18 protein-coding genes and 1 pseudogene are annotated in these 19,285 nt (G+C 71.2%); 11 read left to right on the forward strand and 8 right to left on the reverse strand.

Translation table 11 applies throughout. The annotated features are described in order from the left end of the window. The first annotated feature begins 241 nt into the window (after positions 1 to 241). Positions 242 to 1,249: a LacI family DNA-binding transcriptional regulator gene (locus tag PYR72_RS23765; RefSeq protein ID WP_275457191.1), complete on the forward strand. Its 1,008-nt coding sequence runs from the start codon at positions 242 to 244 to the stop codon at positions 1,247 to 1,249. 73 nt (positions 1,250 to 1,322) lie between these two features. On the opposite strand, the gene PYR72_RS23770 is transcribed toward PYR72_RS23765, so the two are convergent. Then, entirely contained in the window at positions 1,323 to 1,559 is a 237-nt protein-coding gene (locus tag PYR72_RS23770) for a hypothetical protein (RefSeq protein ID WP_275457192.1), read from the reverse strand. A gap of 281 nt (positions 1,560 to 1,840) precedes the next feature. On the opposite strand from PYR72_RS23770, the gene PYR72_RS23775 reads away from it, so the two are divergent. The 4 genes from PYR72_RS23775 to PYR72_RS23790 all read left to right on the forward strand — a co-directional run bounded on the left by PYR72_RS23775 (position 1,841) and on the right by PYR72_RS23790 (position 6,492). Next, the gene (locus PYR72_RS23775; RefSeq protein ID WP_275457193.1) at positions 1,841 to 3,025 is read left to right on the forward strand and encodes a histidine kinase; all 1,185 of its coding nucleotides are present in this window, start codon (positions 1,841 to 1,843) and stop codon (positions 3,023 to 3,025) included. Beyond that, positions 3,022 to 3,795 carry a response regulator transcription factor gene (locus PYR72_RS23780; protein ID WP_275457194.1) on the forward strand — a complete coding sequence of 258 codons (774 nt, stop codon included), beginning with the start codon at positions 3,022 to 3,024 and terminating at the stop codon, positions 3,793 to 3,795. The genes PYR72_RS23775 and PYR72_RS23780 overlap by 4 nt, the downstream gene beginning before the upstream one ends. Positions 3,796 to 3,918: 123 nt before the next feature. After that, on the forward strand, positions 3,919 to 5,133 hold the full coding sequence (locus PYR72_RS23785; protein ID WP_275457195.1) for a serine hydrolase domain-containing protein: 1,215 nt from the start codon (positions 3,919 to 3,921) through the stop codon (positions 5,131 to 5,133). Between the two features lie 126 nt (positions 5,134 to 5,259). Next, positions 5,260 to 6,492 carry a Rieske 2Fe-2S domain-containing protein gene (locus PYR72_RS23790; RefSeq protein WP_275457196.1) on the forward strand — a complete coding sequence of 411 codons (1,233 nt, stop codon included), beginning with the start codon at positions 5,260 to 5,262 and terminating at the stop codon, positions 6,490 to 6,492. Positions 6,493 to 6,564: 72 nt separating this feature from the next. On the opposite strand, the gene PYR72_RS23795 is transcribed toward PYR72_RS23790, so the two are convergent. Beyond that, positions 6,565 to 7,227 carry a response regulator transcription factor gene (locus tag PYR72_RS23795; protein WP_275457197.1) on the reverse strand — a complete coding sequence of 221 codons (663 nt, stop codon included), beginning with the start codon at positions 7,225 to 7,227 and terminating at the stop codon, positions 6,565 to 6,567. Continuing rightward, positions 7,202 to 8,374 (reverse strand): histidine kinase, encoded by a 1,173-nt coding sequence (locus PYR72_RS23800; protein WP_275457198.1) that lies wholly within the window; start codon positions 8,372 to 8,374, stop codon positions 7,202 to 7,204. The genes PYR72_RS23795 and PYR72_RS23800 overlap by 26 nt, the downstream gene beginning before the upstream one ends. A 175-nt stretch (positions 8,375 to 8,549) precedes the next feature. Between PYR72_RS23800 and PYR72_RS23805 the strand changes: the two genes are divergently transcribed. Further along, on the forward strand, positions 8,550 to 10,820 hold the full coding sequence (locus PYR72_RS23805; protein WP_275457199.1) for an MMPL family transporter: 2,271 nt from the start codon (positions 8,550 to 8,552) through the stop codon (positions 10,818 to 10,820). A 664-nt stretch (positions 10,821 to 11,484) separates the two neighbouring features. Next, positions 11,485 to 12,789, forward strand: coding sequence for a phospholipase D-like domain-containing protein (locus PYR72_RS23810; protein ID WP_275457200.1), 1,305 nt, complete (start codon positions 11,485 to 11,487; stop codon positions 12,787 to 12,789). A 667-nt stretch (positions 12,790 to 13,456) separates the two neighbouring features. On the opposite strand, the gene PYR72_RS23815 is transcribed toward PYR72_RS23810, so the two are convergent. Further along, entirely contained in the window at positions 13,457 to 13,654 is a 198-nt protein-coding gene (locus tag PYR72_RS23815) for a hypothetical protein (protein ID WP_275457201.1), read from the reverse strand. Between the two features lie 211 nt (positions 13,655 to 13,865). Here PYR72_RS23815 and PYR72_RS23820 point away from each other — a divergent pair. Further along, positions 13,866 to 14,133: pseudogene (locus tag PYR72_RS23820) on the forward strand (tyrosine-type recombinase/integrase); the annotation flags it as partial. Positions 14,134 to 14,593: 460 nt separating this feature from the next. Here the strand turns inward: PYR72_RS23820 and PYR72_RS23825 are convergent. Both PYR72_RS23825 and PYR72_RS23830 read right to left on the reverse strand, forming a co-directional pair. Continuing rightward, positions 14,594 to 14,839: a DUF2283 domain-containing protein gene (locus PYR72_RS23825; protein ID WP_275457202.1), complete on the reverse strand. Its 246-nt coding sequence runs from the start codon at positions 14,837 to 14,839 to the stop codon at positions 14,594 to 14,596. Between the two features lie 2 nt (positions 14,840 to 14,841). Then, the gene (locus tag PYR72_RS23830) at positions 14,842 to 15,201 is read right to left on the reverse strand and encodes a hypothetical protein (protein WP_275457203.1); all 360 of its coding nucleotides are present in this window, start codon (positions 15,199 to 15,201) and stop codon (positions 14,842 to 14,844) included. A gap of 171 nt (positions 15,202 to 15,372) precedes the next feature. Between PYR72_RS23830 and PYR72_RS42980 the strand changes: the two genes are divergently transcribed. Both PYR72_RS42980 and PYR72_RS23840 read left to right on the forward strand, forming a co-directional pair. Then, positions 15,373 to 15,702 carry a GntR family transcriptional regulator gene (locus tag PYR72_RS42980; protein ID WP_343245536.1) on the forward strand — a complete coding sequence of 110 codons (330 nt, stop codon included), beginning with the start codon at positions 15,373 to 15,375 and terminating at the stop codon, positions 15,700 to 15,702. A 90-nt stretch (positions 15,703 to 15,792) separates the two neighbouring features. Further along, entirely contained in the window at positions 15,793 to 16,143 is a 351-nt protein-coding gene (locus PYR72_RS23840; RefSeq protein WP_275457204.1) for a hypothetical protein, read from the forward strand. 19 nt (positions 16,144 to 16,162) lie between these two features. Here the strand turns inward: PYR72_RS23840 and PYR72_RS23845 are convergent, their stop codons facing one another. Together PYR72_RS23845 and PYR72_RS23850 are read right to left on the reverse strand one after the other, a co-directional pair. After that, positions 16,163 to 16,636 carry a carboxymuconolactone decarboxylase family protein gene (locus PYR72_RS23845; RefSeq protein WP_275457205.1) on the reverse strand — a complete coding sequence of 158 codons (474 nt, stop codon included), beginning with the start codon at positions 16,634 to 16,636 and terminating at the stop codon, positions 16,163 to 16,165. A gap of 116 nt (positions 16,637 to 16,752) precedes the next feature. Beyond that, positions 16,753 to 17,256 (reverse strand): hypothetical protein, encoded by a 504-nt coding sequence (locus tag PYR72_RS23850; protein ID WP_275457206.1) that lies wholly within the window; start codon positions 17,254 to 17,256, stop codon positions 16,753 to 16,755. Positions 17,257 to 17,506: 250 nt separating this feature from the next. Here PYR72_RS23850 and PYR72_RS23855 point away from each other — a divergent pair, with 250 nt between their 5' ends. Then, positions 17,507 to 19,162: an alpha/beta hydrolase gene (locus PYR72_RS23855; RefSeq protein WP_275457207.1), complete on the forward strand. Its 1,656-nt coding sequence runs from the start codon at positions 17,507 to 17,509 to the stop codon at positions 19,160 to 19,162. Positions 19,163 to 19,285: the final 123 nt, after the last annotated feature.

The raw sequence follows: 19,285 nt of genomic DNA on the forward strand, positions 1-19,285 counted from the left end.
TTACGTAAACATCCACTGAGGCGGATGTCTACACTGTCCGAATCGCGGCGGTCAAGGATGCGTAAGAGATCGACACGGCGTTCCAGGTGTGCCGGATGGGGCGCGAGGGCCGGAACAGCGGGCAGACATTCGGGTACGGAACCGGGCAGAGAACCACGGAAGAGTCGGGGGAGATCAGGTGGACGCGACCGACGGTCGTAGCACGAGGAGACGCTCCGCCCGGCCCCGGCAGGGGCCCTCGATGGGGGACGTCGCACGGCTCGCCGGTGTCTCGTCGCAGACCGTCTCCCGGGTGTCCAACGGGTTCGCCGGGGTCAACGAGGACACCCGGCGCCAGGTCCTCGCCGCGATGCGGGAGCTGGGGTACCGGCCCAACAGCGCCGCGCGGGCGCTGCGGCGCGGGGAGTTCCGGACGCTCGGCGTGATCACCTTCTCCCTCTCCACCCTGGGCAACATCCGCACCCTCGACGCGATCGCCACCTCCGCCGCGCGCGAGGGGTACGCGGTCACGCTGCTGCCCGTCGCCGTGCCGACGCAGGACGAGGTGAACGGGGCGTTCTCCCGGCTCGGGGAGCTGGCCGTGGACGCCGTCATCGTCATCATGGAGGTCCATCTGCTCGACGCGGCGACCGTGTCGGTGCCGCCCGGCGTGCAGGTCGTGGTGGCGGACTCGGACGCCGGGGACCGGTACACCGTCGTCGACACCGACCAGGCGGGCGGCGCGCGGGACGCCGTACGGCATCTGCTGGAGCTGGGGCACGGGACGGTGTGGCATCTGGCCGGGCCCGAGGACTCCTTCGCGGCGCAGCGGCGGGCCAACGCCTGGCGCGCCACGCTGGAGGAGGCCGGGCGCCCGGCGCCGCCACTGGTGCGGGGCGACTGGTCGGCGGAGTCGGGGTACCGGGCCGGGCTGCGGATCGCCGAACAGGCGGACTGCACGGCCGTGTTCGTCGCCAACGACCAGATGGCCCTCGGGCTGCTGCGCGCCCTGGACGAGCGCGGGCGCCGGGTCCCCGAGGACGTCAGCGTCGTCGGCTTCGACGACATCCCGGAGGCCGCGTCCTTCCTGCCGCCCCTCACCACCGTCCACCAGGACTTCGCCGAGGTGGGACGGCTGTGCGTGCGGGGTGTGCTCAGCAAGATGCGGGAGGGCGCGGAGGAAGGGGCGGCCGGGCACGGGACGACGCTGGTGCCCACACGGCTCGTACGGCGGCGCAGTACGGCGCCGGCACCGACGCCCGCCTCCTGAACGCGTTCGCCTGATCCGTTCGCCTGATCCGTTCGCCTGATCCGTCCGGCCGACCCCGTTCAGCTCCCGCCCGTCACGGCTGCCGCAGGGGTTCCCGCTCCTGTCCCCGCGCGTGCCGCTCGTTCCAGTGGCGGGCGAGTTCGTCGAGGGCGCGGTGTGTGCGGGCCAGTTCCCAGAGCAGGTAGCCGGCGGCGCCGGCGAACGGGAACCAGGCGCCCCAGTGGAAGACGAGCACCGGCATGGTCAGCAGGCCCACCAGGACGACGAACCTGAGCAGGACGGCCGCGTAGGGCTGGTCGCGTTCGACCATGGCGTGCTCTCCCCGGACGGGGACCCAGCGTAAGCGCGACCTCATCAGCTACCCCCTCGGGCCTCATGAGGCCCCCTCGGGCTCCCCGGGCTCCGGTGACCATCCTCGCGTTCGCCGTCGTGGAAGGGCCAGTGCGCGGTTGTACAGGTTTCTTCACACAGCTCACGCCCGCGCCCGAAGGGCCCGAAGGGCCCGAAGGGCCCGAAGGGCCCGAAGGGCCCGAAGGGCCCGAAGGGGCGACGGTGGGTCGTGCGCCGGGATCGCCGTTACGGTGTGGGGTCGTGACGGGGTTACGGGGTGTGCGCGGGGCGCGCGGGTGGTGGGAGCGGGGGCGGGCGCTCGGGGAGGCCCATCCGTGGGTGGTCGACGGCGGGGTCGCGCTGCTGGTGCAGGCGGCGGTGACGATGCCGTTCGTGGTGCCGCGGGCCGGCGGGCTGCCGGCGCCGACCTGGTCGGCGTACGGGCTGACGACGCTGACCGTGGTGCCGCTGGTGTGGCGGCGCCGGGCCCCGCTCGCCGTACTGCTGGCGATCATGGTGACCAGCCTGGTCTACCGGCTGGCGCCGGACGGGCCCGGACAGCCGCTGCCGTACAGCGGGCTGGTGATCGTCTACACGGTCGCCGTGCTCTCGCCGCCCTGGAAGCGGCTGGTCACCGGAGTGCTGCTGCTGGTCGCGGTGCCGGTGGGGGTGGGTCTCAACAGCCGCTCGGCACGTGAACTGACCTTCTCCGCCTTCGTCTTCGCGGCGGCCTACGTCTTCGGACGGCTGACCGACGCCCGTCAGCGGGCGCACCGCGTCGAGGCCGAGCGCGCCGCCGCGCGGGAGCGGGCCCGGATCGCCCGCGAGATGCACGACATCCTGTCCCATGCCGTGAGCCTGATGATCGTGCAGGCGGAGGCCGGGCCGGTGGCGGTGCGGACGGCTCCGGAACGGGCCGAGGCGGCCTTCGACGCGATCTCCGAGGCCGGCCGGGACGCCATGGTCCAGCTGCGGCGGATGCTGGGCGTGCTGCGCGAGGGGGCCGAGGAGGAGCGCGTGCCCCGCGAACCGCAGCCGGGGGCCGGGGACCTGGCCGGGCTGCTCGACCGGGTGCGGGGCAGTGGGCTGGACGTCGTGCACGAGGTGGTGGGGCGGGAGCGGCCGCTGCCGGCCGCCGCCGGGGCGTCGGTGTTCCGGATCGTGCAGGAGGCGCTGACGAACACGGTCCGGCACGCGGACGCCCGTACCGTCCGCGTGCGGCTGGTGTACGGGGAGGACGAGGTGCGCGTGGAGGTGACGGACGACGGGCGCGGGCCCCGCGCCGGGCAGGTCGGCGGGCACGGGCTCGTCGGTGTGCGGGAGCGGGCGGCCGCGCACGGGGGGACGGCGGAGACCGGGGCGGGACCCGGCGGACGGGGGTTCGTGGTGCGCGTGCGGATACCGGTGGCGCCCCTCGCGGGCGCGGCGGCGGAGGCGGGGAGATGACGATCCGGGTGGTCGTGGCCGACGACCAGGAACTGGTGCGCAGCGGCTTCGCGCTGATCCTCGACGTCCAGCCGGACATCGATGTGGTCGCCGAGGTGGGTGACGGGGCGGCGGCGGTGGAGGCGGTACGGCGGCACCGCGCCGACGTGGCGCTGCTCGACGTCCGGATGCCCCGGATGGACGGGATCGAGGCATGCCGGGCGATCGGCGCCGGGGCCGTCGGACAGGGCGGTGACGGAGGCGGGGGCCGCGGTGTCTGCCGGGTCGTGATGCTCACGACCTTCGACTCCGACGAGTACGTGTACGAGGCGCTGCACGCGGGGGCGAGCGGGTTCCTGCTGAAGGACGTCCGGCGGGACGATCTCGTGCACGCCGTACGGGTCGTGGCGCGGGGCGACTCGCTGCTCGCGCCGTCCGTGGCTCGGCGGCTGGTGGAGCAGTACACCCGGACGCCCGCCGCCGCCAGGACCGCGCGGCCCGACCCCCGGCTCGAAGTGCTGACCGGGCGGGAGCGCGAGACGCTGTTGCTGCTGGCCCGGGGGCTGTCCAACGCGGAGATCGCCGCCGAACTCGTCGTCAGCGACCACACGGTCAAGACGCATGTCGGCAACGTGCTCGCCAAGCTCGGGCTGCGGGACCGCGTCCAGGCGGTGATCTGCGCGTACGAGACGGGTCTGATCGCGGCGGGGGACCCGCCGCGCGGGGCCGCGGCTCCCCCGGCCGGGGGAGTCTCCCGGCCCGGGTCCTCCCCCGCGTCGGCGAGGGAGTGACCGCGGCCGCCCGTCGAAGACCCCCTGCGCGGGCGATCCGCGCAGGGTCGCGGGTCAGCAGGATGGAGCCGTCGAGAGCGACCGAGCGGTCGCGAACACCGGCTCATCTCAACGGAGTTGCTCATGAAGCGCGCCACCCGCACCCTGCTCGCCGCCGCCTGCGTCCTGGGGACGGTGACGGGTCCGGCGGCCCTGCCGGCCGCCGCGTCGCCCTCACCGGGCGCCACGGTGAACACGACCGCACGGCCGCACGGGAACCCCGGCACGGCGCGGACGGACCCCGCGACGGCCGCCGCCCTGGAGGCCGCCGTCGCCGGACTGCCCGCCGCCGACGCCACCGCCGCGCTAGTCCGGGTCGGGGGCACCGACGGGGTGTGGCGGGGCAGTTCGGGGGTGCACGACCTGACGAGCGGGCGGGCGGCCGATCCGCGCGCCCGCTTCCGGGTGGGGTCGGTGACCAAGGTGTTCACGGCGGCCGTGGTGCTGGGGCTGGCGGCGGAGGGGAAGGTCGACCTCGACCGGAGCGTCCGCGCCTATCTGCCGGACCTGATCCCGGCCTCGTACGGCGGTGTCACCGTCCGGCAGTTGCTCGATCACACGCACGGGATCCCGGCGGCCGACTTCCCGGGGTCGACGGTCGAGGAGTGGTACGCGAACCGTTTCCTGGTCCACGACCCCGAGGCGATGGTGCGCTCGGCCACGTCGAAGGAGCGGGAGTTCGCGCCGGGCGAGCGGCAGCACTACCTCAACATCGGCTACACGATCGCCGGGCTGCTGGTGGAGCGGGTGACCGGGGACTCCTACGAGCGGCAGCTGGCGCGGCGGGTGCTGAAGCCGCTCGGGCTGCGGGACACGTACGCCCCCGGGGCCGATCCGCGGATCACCGGCCCGCACAACCACGGATACCAGCGGATGACGCTGGACGACGGGACGACCGGGCTGCGGGACGTGTCCGTGTGGGGGGTGACCGACGGATGGGCGGCCGGGGACCTCGTCTCGACCGCGGCGGACCTGGAGCGGTTCACCGACGCGCTGTTCGGGGGGCGGGTCGTGCCGCGCGGGCCGCTGCTGGAGGCTATGTTCACGGTGCCGCGGGTGACGGCGTTCCCGAGCGGGAAGCCGGCCGAGTACGCCGTCGGGCTCGCCAGGAAGGTGCTCGGCGGGCGGGAGGTGTGGGGCAAGACGGGCGGGCGCTGGGGCTACAACGCGGCCATCGCCTCCACCCGGGACGGCTCCCGCACCCTCGTCTACAGCGTCAACTCCACGGATGCCAAGGGCCAGGACGTGAGCCGGGTGGCCCTCGGTGTGATGGTCGCGGCCTACGGGCCGCCGTCGTGACCGACCCACCGACCCATCGACCCACCGCCCCCGCCGCACCCGCCGCCCCGATCCGTATGCGCCAACTTCCTTGAATACAGGACCAGTTCTGGGCCGGAGATCACGACCGCCACTAGCATCGCCGTCATGCGACTTCGTCGGAGCCATGACAAAAGCATCCTCGATCCGGCCGCCCTGCCCCGTGATCCGCGGGCCGACGAGTATCCGATGCCGAGCGTGCCCCACGGGTGGTACGCGGTGCTGCGCAGTGGGGAGTTGCGGGCGGGGAGGGTCGTCAGCCTGCACTACTTCGGGCGGGCGCTGATCGCGTTCCGCGGGTCGGACGGGCGGGCGGCCGTGCGCGACGCCCACTGTCCGCACTACGGCGCCCATCTGGGCGTCGGCGGGAAGGTCGTGGACGGGACGGTGCAGTGCCCGTTCCACGGGTGGCGGTTCGGGACGGACGGGCGGTGCGTGCAGGCGCCGTTCGCCACGCGGACGCCCAAGGTGTCGATCGGCGGCTTCCCGGTGCGGGAGCACAGCGGGCTCGTGTTCGTGTACGCCGGGCCGGGCGAGCCGGCGTGGGAGGTGCCGGAGATCGCGGAGACGGGGGCACGGGACTTCGCCTCGCCGATCGACGACGTCTGCCGGGCGCGGATCCACATCCAGGAGATGCGCGAGAACATCGTCGACGAGTCCCACTTCCACTTCATCCACGGGCAGAGCGAGCCGCCGGTCCAGCAGTGGCGGGAGGACGGGCCGTTCGCCGAGGCGCGGGGCACGATCAGCAGGCGGGTGTTCGGCTGGGACATCAACAACACGTTCGACTCGTCCATGTACGGGCCGGGGGTGATGGTCGTGCGGGTCCACGGGCCGGTGCTGTCGGTGACGGCGGTCGCGCTCACCACACCCGTCGACGACCGCACGAGCGAGCTGCGGATGCTGTACTACCTGCGCAAACCGGCCTGGCTCCCCTTCCTCACCCCGCTGTTCAAGCTGGTCTTCCGGGCCGAGGCGCTGGGCGAGGTACGGGAGGAGGTCCGGATCTGGGACCACAAGATCCACCAGCCCCGCCCGGTCCTGCTGCCGCACGAGAAGGGGATCAGGGCGCTGCGGCGGTGGTACGCGCAGTTCTATCCGGGGCAGGGGGAAGGGGCGGTCACAGGCTCCGGGGAGGGTGCGATCGGGGGTCCGGGGCAGGGTTCGGCCGAGGGCTCGGCCGAGCACGCGACGGGCGGAACGGACGGTGACACGCCCGCCGGGTCACCCAGGGGCACGACGGTCGGACCGGCGGACGGCACGGGCGGGAGTCCGGTCGACCACCCGGCCGGGGGCAGCGCCGAGGGCCCGGCGGAAGGCGCGTCGCGGGAAGCGGCCTAGGTGTATCGATCACAACAACGCCGCAGGTCGACACACTTGGGGCCGGTCCGGGACATGGCCCCGCGCCCCGGCTCAGGTTGCCGGGAGGATACGGCGCGTCTCGTAGGCCCACATCGCGATCTCGACCCGGTTGCGGGCGCCGAGTTTGGCCATCAGGCTGGCCAGATGGGTCTTCACCGTGCTGAGGCTGATGTGCAGCGCGTCGGCGATCTCGGTGTTGGTCAGCCCGCGGGCGACGGCGAGGAGCACCTGCTCCTCGCGGGCGGTGACGGGGGAGACGGGCTGGGCCACGGGCCGGCCGGCGGGCACGTCCGCGAATGCCTGGAGCAGGCGGACGGTGACGCTGGGCGCGATGAGCGCCTCACCGTCGGACGCCGACCGTACGGCCTGTGCCAGAAGGTCCGGTCCCGTGTCCTTGAGGAGGAATCCGCGGGCGCCGGCACGCAGTGCGCCGTAGACGTACTCGTCGAGGTCGAACGTGGTGATGACGACCACGGCCAGCGGGTCGGCGACGCCCGGGCCGGCGACCAGCCGGGTGGCCTCCAGGCCGTCGAGTTCGGGCATGCGGATGTCGAACAGGCAGACGTCGGGGCGCAGTTCGCGGGCGAGGCGCACCGCCTCCCGGCCGTCGGCGGCCTCTCCGACCACCTCGATGCCGGGCTGGGCGTTCAGCATGATCCGCAACCCGTAGCGGATGATCGCCTGGTCGTCAGCGACGAGGACGCGAATGGACACCGCTCTCGCTCCTCGCTCTCGGCAGTTCGGCTTCGACGTGCCAGCCTCGGTCGGTACCCGGGCCGGCTCGCAGGGTGCCGCCGAGCAGGGTCGCACGCTCGCGCAGTCCGGTGAGTCCGTATCCGTCGCGACCCCGGCCGGTGCGCCGGCCGTTGTCGCGCACGCTCACCCGTACCGTGTGCCGTTCCGCGGCGACCCGGACGACGAGATCCGTCGCGTCGACCGCATGGCGCAGCGCGTTGGTCACCGACTCCTGCACGATCCGGTAGACGGCCGCGTCCACGGTGGGGGACAGCGCGTCCAGTTCGCCGTCGAGCCCCAGGTCGACCCTGAGGCGGCCGCCCGGGGTGCGCACCAGGCGCTCCAGATCCGCGACTCCGGCAGGCGGCGCCAGCTCGGCGCCGACCTCGCGGTCGCGCAGCGCGGCGACCATGGCGCGCATCTCCTCCAGCGTGCGCGCGCCTTCCTCCTCGACCCCCTCCAGCGCCTCGACGGCGGCGGACGGGTCGGTGCCCGCGAGCACCCGGCCCGCCTGAGCGATGATCACCATGGCCGACACGTGGTGGGCCACCGTGTCGTGCAGTTCCCGGGCGAGCTGCTCGCGCTCGCGGGAGCGCACCTGTTCGACCTGCCGCTCGCGAGCGGTCACCCGGAACCGCACGGCGGCGCCGACCACGCCGGGCAGCATCAGGAAGACGAGGCCCACGACCTTCTCGACGACCGGGGTGTCGTCCGCGAGAACACACAGCGTGCCGACCGCGAGGATCACCGCGCCGCCCAGCACGGTCTCGCGTCCCGATCCCCACCGGGGCAGCGCGTACACCAGCACGAGCACGACGATGCCGGTGTACAGGCCGACGGGTTCGCGCGGTGCGGCGACGAGCGAGGCCACCTGGAGCAGGGCCACCGAGCCGAACGCCAGCGTCACCATCGCCAGCGGGCGGGTCCGGCGCCACAGGGGCAGCAGCCACAGCCAGACGGTGAACACCACCGCCACCGGCCGCCACACGACGTCCTCGCGCAGGGTGGCCTCCAGCACCGCACCGGCAAGGCCCGCGGCGAGCAGCGCCCAGTCCCGCCGCACCCGGGCGGGCGCGTCGGGCGGCCGGGGTTCGGTCCACAGGGTTCGCAGGTCGTCTCGGAGCACGCTTCCCAGCCTAGGGACCGCGGCGTGCCGCGCATCGGCCGAAAGGACGGGTTGTCACTCCGCCCCGGGGCCGACGGATCCGCGGCCCGCGGGCCGATGCCGCGCAGCGCCCTGGCGGCGAGCCTCGGCATCGGCGGCCGTACAAGGACGGCCGACGAGGTGGTTGGAGGACCCGATGCTCTCGAAAGCCCTGTTGCGCCTGGGCGCAGGCGCCGCCCGCCATCCCTGGCGGGTGATCGCGGCATGGCTGGTCGCCACCACGCTCGCCGTCCTCGCCGCCGTCGCCTTCGGCGGGCGGACCGCGGACTCGATGACCGCTCCGGGACTGGACTCGCAAAGGGCCGCGGAACTGATCGAGCGGGCCCGCACCGGCCAGGAGGGGATGACCGCCCAAGTGGTCGTCACCCCCCTCGACGGCTCTGCGACGTTCTTCGACCGCGGCAGCGCGCGCACCGCTCTCACGCGGCTGCAGGCCGAGGTGGGGCGGCTGCCGCACGTGCTCGGCACGAGCGACCCGGCGGGGGCGCTCGACGCACGCGCGGACACCGCCGTGCGCGGCGGCCTCGTCTCGGCCGACGGACGGATCGCGGTCGTGCGGGTGCAGTACCCCGACCAGAGCCGGCTGTCGGCCGAGGACCTCGACGCCCTCGTCGGCCTGGGCGACCGGCTGCGCGCCGAACTGCCCCTGCGCATCGAGATGGGCGGGAACCTCTTCTACGCCTTCTCCGACCCCGACGGCGGCGCGAGCGAGCTGATCGGCCTCCTCGCCGCGGCCGCGATCCTGTTCCTGGCGTTCGGTTCGCTCGTCGCCGCCGCGCTGCCGATCGGCATGGCGGTCTTCGGACTGACCGTCGGGGTCGCCACGATGACGCTCCTGGCGGGGGTCACGGACGTTCCCACCTTCGCACCGGTCCTGGGCAGCATGGTCGGGCTCGGAGTGGGCATCGACTACGCGCTGTTCGTGCTCGCCAGGCACCGGGAGTACCTCGCGGGCGGGCTCGATCCGCAGACGGCCGCCGGACGGGCGGTGGCGACGGCGGGGCGGCCGGTGGTCTTCGCCGGCGGCACCGTCGTCGTGTCGATCCTCGGCCTGGCGGTCGCGAACGTGCCGTTCATGACGGTGGGCGGGGTCGCCGTCTCGATCGTCGTCCTGATCATGGTGGTCGCGTCGGTGACGCTGCTGCCGGCCTTCCTCGGCGCGGCGGGCCCGCGCCTGGCCCGGATCGGCCGGATCGGCCGGATCGGCCGGGCACTGCGGGCCGGGTGGCGGCGGGACATGGTGGCGGGCGCCGCTCCCGCCACCGGCTGGCGTCGCTGGATCGGGCACGTCGGCCGGCACCCGGTGCCGTACGCGGTCGGCGCGGCGGGGTTGCTGCTGACCGCGACCCTGCCCGTGCTCGGCCTGCGCGTCGGCCTGCCCGACGACGGCTCACTTCCCCCCGGCCGTACCGAGCGCCGGGCCTACGACCTCGTCGCCGAGGGGTTCGGCCCGGGCACCAACGGTCCCCTCGTCGTCGCCGCGGACCCCGCCGGTGATCCGGCAGTGCTGGACCGACTCGTCGGGGCGGTCTCGGCGGACCCGGGGATCGCGTCCGTCGCGCCGACGCACATCGACCGGGCCACCGGCATCGCGACCCTCGTGGTGTTCCCGACCACCGGCCCTCAGGACAGGGCCACGGCCGACACCGTCGCCCGGCTGCGCAGCGACGTGCTGCCCACGGCGATCGGGGACGGCCCGGCCAGGGCCCACGTCGGCGGCGCCGCCGCGAGCCTGTCCGACGTGGGCCGACGCACCAGCGACCGCCTGCCGCTGTTCGTCGCCGCCGTGCTGGCGATGTCGTTCCTGCTGCTGATGCTGGTCTTCCGCTCGGTGCTCGTACCGCTCAAGGCGGTCCTGCTGAACCTGCTGAGCATCGGCGCGGCCTACGGCATCATGGTCGCGGTCTTCCAGTGGGGCTGGGGAGGCGCACTCATCGGGCTGGAGGCGACGGTTCCGATCGTGTCGTTCATCCCCATGTTCCTCTTCGCCATCCTGTTCGGCCTGTCGATGGACTACGAGGTGTTCCTCCTGTCCCGCGTACGCGAGGAGTACCTGCGCACCGGCGACAACGGCACGGCGATCGTCGAGGGCGTCTCGCGCACCGCCCGGATCATCACCTCGGCCGCCCTCATCATGGTGGCGGTCTTCCTGTCCTTCGCCGTCGCCGACGACCCCTCCACCAAGATGTTCGGACTCGGCCTGGCCACCGCGATCCTCATCGACGCCACGGTCGTCCGCATGGTGCTGGTACCGGCGACCATGACCCTCCTCGGCCGGGCCAACTGGTGGCTGCCGAAGTGGCTGGACCGGATGCTTCCCCGGGGCCCGGTCGGCACCGGCGACACCGACGACACCGACGCGGAGTCCACGGGTCGGACCCCGCGTCCACGGCTGGTCGACCGCTGACTCGACTCCTGCCGCCCTTGGCGTCCGGCCCCCTGGGGACAGGTGGGAGGCGAGGGTTCCCGGGGTTCAAGGGGAGTCTTGGGGGAAGCTCGATCGGACGTGGGCGTCCGCGCTGGATACCGCGACTGACAGGCGACCCCAGGCTTGCCCGGCGACGGCTTCGTCGCCGGGCAAGCCTCGTCACCCAGTGGGCCACCACCGCACGAGCGGGGCTTTCCTGCCTCCTCGTGCAACCCTTCGCCGCCTTCGCAAGTCTCCTGATTGCCGAACAGTGGATCAATTAGTCATACATGGAACAACTTCGGGCAGAAACTAACGGACCAGCACTTCGTCGACCGGGATGTCCGCCGGATGTCCCGCTCCCTCACAGGATCTCAACGCGGGGCCGAGCACAGGCGCATGCCCGGCCCCGCTCCCGACACGCCTCCACGTCCTTACGGCGAACATCGCGGCAGCGCCCCTGATCGGCGGCCTCCTCGCCGCGTCGGCGGCTCGGCCGACGCGGCCCATTCCGCCACGACCGCACGGCGGAGGTCGATTGTGAGGACTGTGCGACGTTTTGGGTGAATGCCGGCTGCCGGGCTCGCCTCGGTGGCCACCCTGGGGCGATCAGCACGGCAACACCCGACTCGTCATCGGCAACAGACCAGCGAAAGGGCCGTACATGAAGCGAACGTTCACCTTGATCAGTGCGCTGGCCGTCACCGCGCTGTCGCCGACCACGGCGCACGCTGCGGTCAAGAAGGCCAAGCCTCCCCTCAGTTGCGAGTCCCGGACGTTCACCTCGACACCGGGTCCTCGCTTCAACGACCCGGAGGACCCCGGCGCCCGGATGAACGTCATGGCCCCGATCATCGAATCGATCAACAGCGCCGGTTGCGGGCAGACCATACGCGTCGCCATGTACTCGATCGGCAGCACGCAGCCGGGCCCGGACTTCGCCAACGCCCTGATCGCCGCGCACCAGCGCGGCGTCATCGTCAAGGCGCTGATGGACGTGCACAGCGACAACGCGGTCTGGCAGTCGTTGGTCACCGAGCTCGGCAACGATCCGCGAGCCTCCAGCTTCGCCGCGCTGTGCCCGGGCGGCTGCCTGACCCACTATTCCGGCTCCTCCCTGCACGCGAAGTACTACATGTTCAGCGGCGGGAGCGGCGCGAACAGGACGGTGACCGTCAGCAGCGCCAACCCCACGTCCGCCCAGGCCAATACCGCGTGGAACAGCAGCGCCACCGTCAAGGGCAACGTCGACCTGTACAACCTCTACGTCCGCTACTTCACCGCCATGGCCAGGGGGGCGCTCAACGGTCCGGGCCCGCTGATGCCCGACTACTACAGCTCCAGCGACGGCCAGGCCGCCAGGACACTGTCCCCGCCCTCCTACCAGTGGCCCAAGGCACGCTCCAAGAGCGACACCTGGGTCGACTTCCTGAACAACGTCAAGGCGCCGGCCACGATCAACATAGCCATGTTCCAGTGGACCTCTCACGGGCAGCCGGGCGACCGGAACTATCTCGAACTGCCGAAGAAGCTGGTGAGCCTGGCCCGGACCGGCGTCAAGATCCGCATACTCCTCACCGCCGGTCAGGTCGACGGCAGCGTGCAGAACCACCTGAAGGACCGGCCGAACATCTCCGTGTACGACACCAGCCGCGGAACCGACGCGAACGGCCACGCCCTGCACTACACGCACGACAAGTACATGATGGTCAGCGGCGGCTACGCGGGTACGGTCAACTCCAGGATCGTGTTCGTCGGCTCCGCGAACTGGACGAGCAACGGCGTCTGGCACAACGACGAGTCGGACCTGAAGCTGGTCGGCCAGTCCAGCTACGACGCGTTCATGACGGACTGGCAGAACCAGTACGACCGCTGCTGCGGGACCGCGACTCTGAAGCTGGGCGCAGAGGAACGCGCCGAGAACACGGCACGCGAGATTCCGATCGACCCGAAGCAGGCCAGGGAGTAGGCATTCCCCGCCGCCCGGTCACCCCTGTGGGTACCGCACGGTGAGTTCTTCGAACCGCACCCGGGGCTTTTCCTTCGCATGGTGGGGAGTGGCCCCCATGCGGGTCCGCCCCAGGTCGGTTACACAGGGGCGAGTTGGGCAAGGCTCCCCCCGTGGAGCAATCCGAGATCATGCGGCGAGTCGTGGGCATCCTCACCGAGGCGATCGAGATGCGGCGGCAGGTCCGTGAGCATCCCGGGGACGAGGTGGCGCTGACGGGCGCCGTCTCCGCGTTGCTCACGGAGACGCTGCCCGGCGAGCGGCTACTCCGCGCCGAGGATGCGCAGACCGTGGTGGGCTCGGAAGTCCTCGTAGTCCTTGAGGTTGAGCGTGGCCAACGGCAGGTCGTAGGTGAGGGCACAGGCCGCGATCCACATGTCGTTGATCGGACGTGGGCGTCCGCGCTGAATGCCCGCGGCTGACAGGCGGCCCCAGGTTGCGGCGACGGCTTCGTCGCCGGGCAGGATCGGGATACCGGAGAGCCAGTCGGCGAGTTCCTGGCGGCTGCGGGTGCCCCAGTGGCGGATCTCGGTCCCGATCAGCCTGGTGCGACCGGGCCGGTGAGCTTGCGCTTGTGGGACAGCGAGGCGACGTCGGTGTCGAGGATGACGGGTTGCACGGCGGCGGCTCAGGCGACGTCGCGGTGACGCTCGGCGTACGTGAAGGCCAGGAACTCCTCCAGTTCCTCGTCCGACTCGAAGGTGTCGGCGGCCAGGTCGTCCAGGGACCGGATCGGCTGGGTGTTCTTCGCGGCCAGCAGCTCCTCGGCCGAAACACGGGGCCGGAGCAGTGGGTAGCCGGAGTACTCCGCGTCGGGTGTGCTCATCGGGACCTCCACGGGACGGGGTAAGGCTACCGAGGCCAGCATACGGGGGCTGCCCCGCGCCATCACCGGGCTTCACCCTCCGGAGCCGAGCACCGAACGTGCGTGCACCGGTCCTCGTAGGTGCTGGCGGGATCTTGGAGGTTCCACAGGACCGGGCGGGCACGTTCGAGCCGATGCTGGTCAAGAAGCGGCGGCTCGGCGGGACAGAGGGCGAGAAACAGCAGGATCGGACTGCAGCGACAGCGGGCTCGTCCTCACCACGTCGACCGGACGGCCTCTCGCCCCGGCCAACCTCACCCGCCGCTTCCCTGACCGGGCCGGGCTCCGCCGCATCCGGTTCCACTACCTCCGCCACTCGGCGGCGATCCACCTCCTGGAACTATGGCGTCGAACTCGTCGTCATCAAGGAGCTGCTCGGCCACGCCCAAATCGGGGTCTACGCGCATGTCCGAATCCGCCTCAAGCGCGACGTCATCGAAATTCCTGGTAACGCCCCCGCAACCCTGCCGAAATCACCGACGGACCCGGCAACAGCGCCGAACCGCCCCTTCGCGCCGCGCCCGTCCGCTGCTATTGCCCTCAACTACTGCCGTCAGACACCCAAGAGCGCAGCAGCCGACCCTACCGGATCGATCTCCGATGGGGCTGGCTTACTCACTCCCGAAGACGCCAGGCAGGGCCCAAAGAAATCCTCGTCCGAAGTCCGAACAATTCGCCCGACCCACCCCATAGAGCCGATTGACACTGTTGCGCGAGCCACAACACGCCAATACTCGACTAATTCAATGGCGTCGACTCACGAACCGGAAATGCATTACTTTCCTGAAAAACGCACCATCATCTCGCAATGATAGGCACGGCGCCCGGAAAAACTAGCGAGCCAAATCAGGAAGTTGTCACAAATTCGAGAAACTCGATCCGGAAGCTCGTTGACGGCCTTTAAGATCCGTCCATATCGAGCCGCTCCGCCATATCGAGCAAGTACTGCGGGAGTTTTGACTTGGCCCCTAGCACCTCGACACCAACAAGGCACCCACTTTCGTCGAAGTCGAGATTGATCATGCCTCCTACCTCGACAGGGTCACAGGGATACATGCGAGCCACCTGCGTGCGCGCTTGCGGGTCGACGAAGTAGACATACGCCGAATTCGCCTTCCGATCATATGTAACTCTAATGTCTGCCACGGTTAGCGCCCTCCCTGGAGGCGGTTGATGTACGCCTGCTCCACATTGGTCATAACAGTATTTACGTTCCCGTCGACGGTCTTGGCGACAAATACCTTGGACCGGGGATCATAGTAGCCGAGCTTCCACTGATCATCGTGGTTATAAGAGAAGGGCTCCTTCTTGAGAACGGCCTGAGCATCCTCTGCCGAAACTCCGCGCCGCTCCAGGCGCTGCGTAGCGTGAATCGTTAATTCATCAGCCTTAGCGGCAGCATTGGGACGCGGAATGACTGACTGCCCCCAATTGCAATAACAATCATCCGCATGCGCAGCATCGCCGCATGCGTTATGCACGAGAATCGGCGTGCTGCCTGCAGCCAATAGTACGTGTGCAGATCAGACACGCTTAGGTTGTGCACTCGGGCGGTCTGGGTCCAGCGCTTGATTTCCTTGATCTGGACCAGGGCGCCGGCGGAGGTGTGCAGCCACTGACCTGTCGCGAGCTCCCCGGCAGGAACCCACATGCGCAGGTCGGGGACCCAGAAGGGGTGGTTGTCCGTAGCGGTGACCGTGCGCTGGACACCCTGTTCGTCTTCGACCGCGATCTTCACGAGGTTCTTCACGCCCTCGCTCAGCAGTTCAGCGGTCACCTTCTCTGGCGATTTCGCGGGGAAGATCGCGTCGGGGGAGCTGGCGCCAGACCGGCCCATCCCCTCCGAGAACCACCTCGCCGAGGAGTACGGCGTTGCGCGTCTCACCGCGCGGCGCACCGCACAGGAACTCCGCGAGCGCGCCCTGATCGTCACCGTGCGAGGCAAAGGCTCCTTCGTCGTCGAGCAGCCGGTCGGCGAAGCGCCCGAAGAAGGTGAACCGAACGTCTGAAGGGGCCGCGCGTCCCGCGCTGCCCCTTCGGCGTCAGCCCATCCCGCCCCAGGTCGGTTACACAGGGGCGAGTTGGGCAAGGCTCCCCCCGTGGAGCAATCCGAGATCATGCGGCGAGTCGTGGGCATCCTCACCGAGGCGATCGAGATGCGGCGGCAGGTCCGTGAGCATCCCGGGGACGAGGTGGCGCTGACGGGCGCCGTCTCCGCGTTGCTCACGGAGACGCTGCCCGTGATCAGGCTGCCCGCCGACGCGAGCGCCCAGGAGGCGACCGGCATCATCACCGACGCCCTGGGGCCCGCGATCGTGGGCCTCGTCAACTGCTTCTCCTACGCCTTCGTGCACCTCGCCGAGGTGCACGACCAGGGGCGGACCGACACCACGGCCGCGGACGTCCTGCAGGCCCTCTCCCTGCAGTTCGCCCACCGCGACGGGGCGTGACGCGGCCGCCCCCGCCGGGTCAGCCGAACATGCCGACCTGGTAGTCGCCCGCCGGCTGGCGCAGCATGACGTTCAGCCGGTTGAAGGTGTTGATGAGGGCGATGAGCGCCACCAGGGCGATGAGCTGGTCCTCCTCGAAGTGCTTGGCCGCGTTCTCCCAGACCTCGTCGGGGACGCCGCCGGCCGCGTCGGCGATGCGGGTGCCCTGCTCGGCCAGCTCCAGCGCGGCACGCTCGGCCTCGGTGAAGACCGTGGCCTCCCGCCAGGTGGCGACCAGGTGCAGCCGCTGGGCGGTCTCCCCGGCGTGCGCGGCCTCCTTGGTGTGCATGTCGAGGCAGTACCCGCAGCCGTTGATCTGGCTGGCGCGGATCCTCACCAGCTCCTGGGTGGTGACCGGCAGCCCCGTCTCGTCGACGGCCTTGCTCGCCGCGACGAGGTGCTTGACGAGCTTTCCGGCGACGGGGCTGGCGAGCAGGTTCAGACGTGCTTCCATGGCGGGCTCCTCGTGTCGTCGTATGCGGTGACAACACGAGGACGGGCCGGACCGGGTGCGATGTGACATGACGGGATGTGACCCCCGTCACGCGCCTTCTCGCAGCTGCGCGGCGGTCAGTAGAGGGCGATCCTCGGATGGACCGTGCCCACGGCCGCCGGGTCGGTGACGGTGACGCGGTACAGCTCCGCGAGGGTCGCGCCGGCCCGCAGGGTGCGCTGCGCCGTGCTCAGGTCGGTGAAGAGGGTGCCGGTCTGGCTGCCGAGGGCGACGGTCTCCCAGCAGCCTCCGGCGGTGCGGTGCTCGACCTTGACGTCCGCCGGGTCGAGGAACGGGCCGGAGTCCGGGGACTCCAGCAGGAGCTGCGGGGCGACGGTCCGGGCCGCGCCCGAGTCGTTGCGGTAGGCCAGGGTGACCTCGTGGCCGCGCCCGTCCGCGGTGAGCGGGACGGTGGCGAGGTCGGCGAAGCCGACGGGTATGGCGGGCGCCTGCGGGGACGTGGCCACGGTGGAGCCGGCCCGCGGCGCGGCCGCCGCGGCGGGGCCCGCGAGGGCGAGACCGGCGGTGGCCACGGCCACGGCGAGGAGGGCGATCCTGAGACGGCTGGTGCTGGATGACACGTGCGTGGATCCTTCGTGCTGGTGGGGGGTGCCGGCAAGGCCCGTACGGGAAGCCGGCCGGGGTCGGGCCCAGGTTACGAAGGGATGGCCGCGAACGGTAACTACCGTGGGGTAGTGGAGAGTTTGAGTGGAAAGTCGGCCATGACGGCACCGCTCTGGCCTTTTTACCGTCTCTTCGGCTAGACATTCTCCGAACTCACATTGACCAGTGGGTTCTCAGGGGTCTCTACCGCTCAGGGGGAACACACCCATGACCACGTATCACCATGCACCCAGACGTTTCTCACGTCTCAGAATCGTCGGCGCCGCGCTGACCGCCCTCGTCCTCGCCGGCACGGGGACGGCGACCCAGGCGATGGCCGCGCAGGACACCGCGCAGAAGCCGCGGTCGGCCTACACCCCGCCGCCCGTCCCCACGCTGGCCTGGTCCGACTGCCAGGGCGGCTTCGAGTGCGCCAACGCGGACGTGCCGCTGGACTACCGGCAGCCGCAGGGCACCAAGATCACCCTCGCGGTGGTCCGCAAGAAGGCGGCCGACCAGACCAAGCGCAAGGGCACGCTGTTCATGCAGCCCGGCGGTCCGGGCAACTCCGGTGTGGACTACGTCCGCAACAACTACGCGGGCCTGCCGGCCAAGCTCCGCGAGTCGTTCGACGTCTTCGGCTACGACGTCCGCGGTGTCGGCCGCAGTTCGGCGCTCACCTGCTTCGACGACGCCCGCTACACCAAGGCCGTCACCGACGCCAAGGGCGTCCCCGGCCCGGACGCCTTCGGTCCCGCGCTGACCGAGGCCGCCGAGTTCGACGCCGCCTGCCAGACCAACTCGGGCTCGCTGCTGCCGTATGTCGGCACCGAGTACGTCGCCCGTGACATCGACCTGCTGCGCCAGGCGCTCGGCGAGGAGCAACTGACGTACTACGGGCGGTCGTTCGGCTCGTACATCGGCACCGTCTACGCCGCCATGTTCCCGAAGCGGGTGCGGGCGCTGACGCTCGACGGCGCGTACGACCCGTACAAGTACGCCTATCGGCCCTACGCCTACGACCGCGACCAGTACCTGGCGCTGGACGGCTCGATGAGCCGCTTCCTCGACTGGTGCGCCTCCGACCAGGCCATCTGCGGCTTCGGCGACGGCGACCCGCGCGGCGCGTTCGAGCAGCTGAAGAAGGACCTCGACGCCAACCCGGTGACCACCGCGAGCGGCGGCAAGGCCAACGGCTACACCCTGGTCTACCGGCTGATGTTCAACATCAACGAGGGCAAGGTCATCTGGCCCTCGCTCGGCGCGGCGCTGAAGAAGGCGCAGGCGCGGGACAACACCTCGTTCCTGCTGCGCCCGCCGTCCCCGGCCAGCTTCGACTTCCTCGGCCCGAACGTGGTCGTCGAGTGCGTCGACAAGGACTACCCCAAGAGCCTGCACAAGCTGGAGTGGAACGTCGAGTCCAACGCGGCGGCGGCGCCGCTGCTGGGCCCGGCCATGGCGTTCGGTCCGCCGACCTACGACCACCAGCACGCCACCGCGTGCGTCCAGTGGCCCGCCGAGACGCCCAGCCGCTACGACGGCTCCTTCCGCGCCAAGGGCTCGGCACCGATCCTGGTCCTCGGCACCACCGGTGACCCCGACACCCCCTACGAGCACGCGGTCGCGCTGTCGCACCAGCTCGACAACGCGGCGCTGGTCACGTTCGAGGCCGAGGGCCACACCGCGTTCGGCCGCAGCGCCTGCGCGACCACCGCGGTGATCGACTACCTCGTCGACCTGACGGTCCCCGCCGCCGGCACCACCTGCGCGGACGAGACCCAGCCGCCGTCCTCCACCCCGAAGACGGCCCCGCCCGGCACGACGCTCGGCGAACTCCGCAACGGCGTCAACGAGCGCGTCGACAGCCTCGGCAAGGTCGGCTGACCGGCCGGCCCGTTCGCTGACCCGGCCGGCCGGTGATCCGACCGGCCGGCCCCGACCCCGGGGCGCCCGCCCCTCCACGGCGAGCGCCCCGGGGTCTCGCACGTCCGCGGCACAACCAGATCT

The organism is Streptomyces sp. VNUA24 (genome assembly GCF_029167005.1).
Lineage (GTDB): Bacteria > Actinomycetota > Actinomycetes > Streptomycetales > Streptomycetaceae > Streptomyces > Streptomyces scabiei.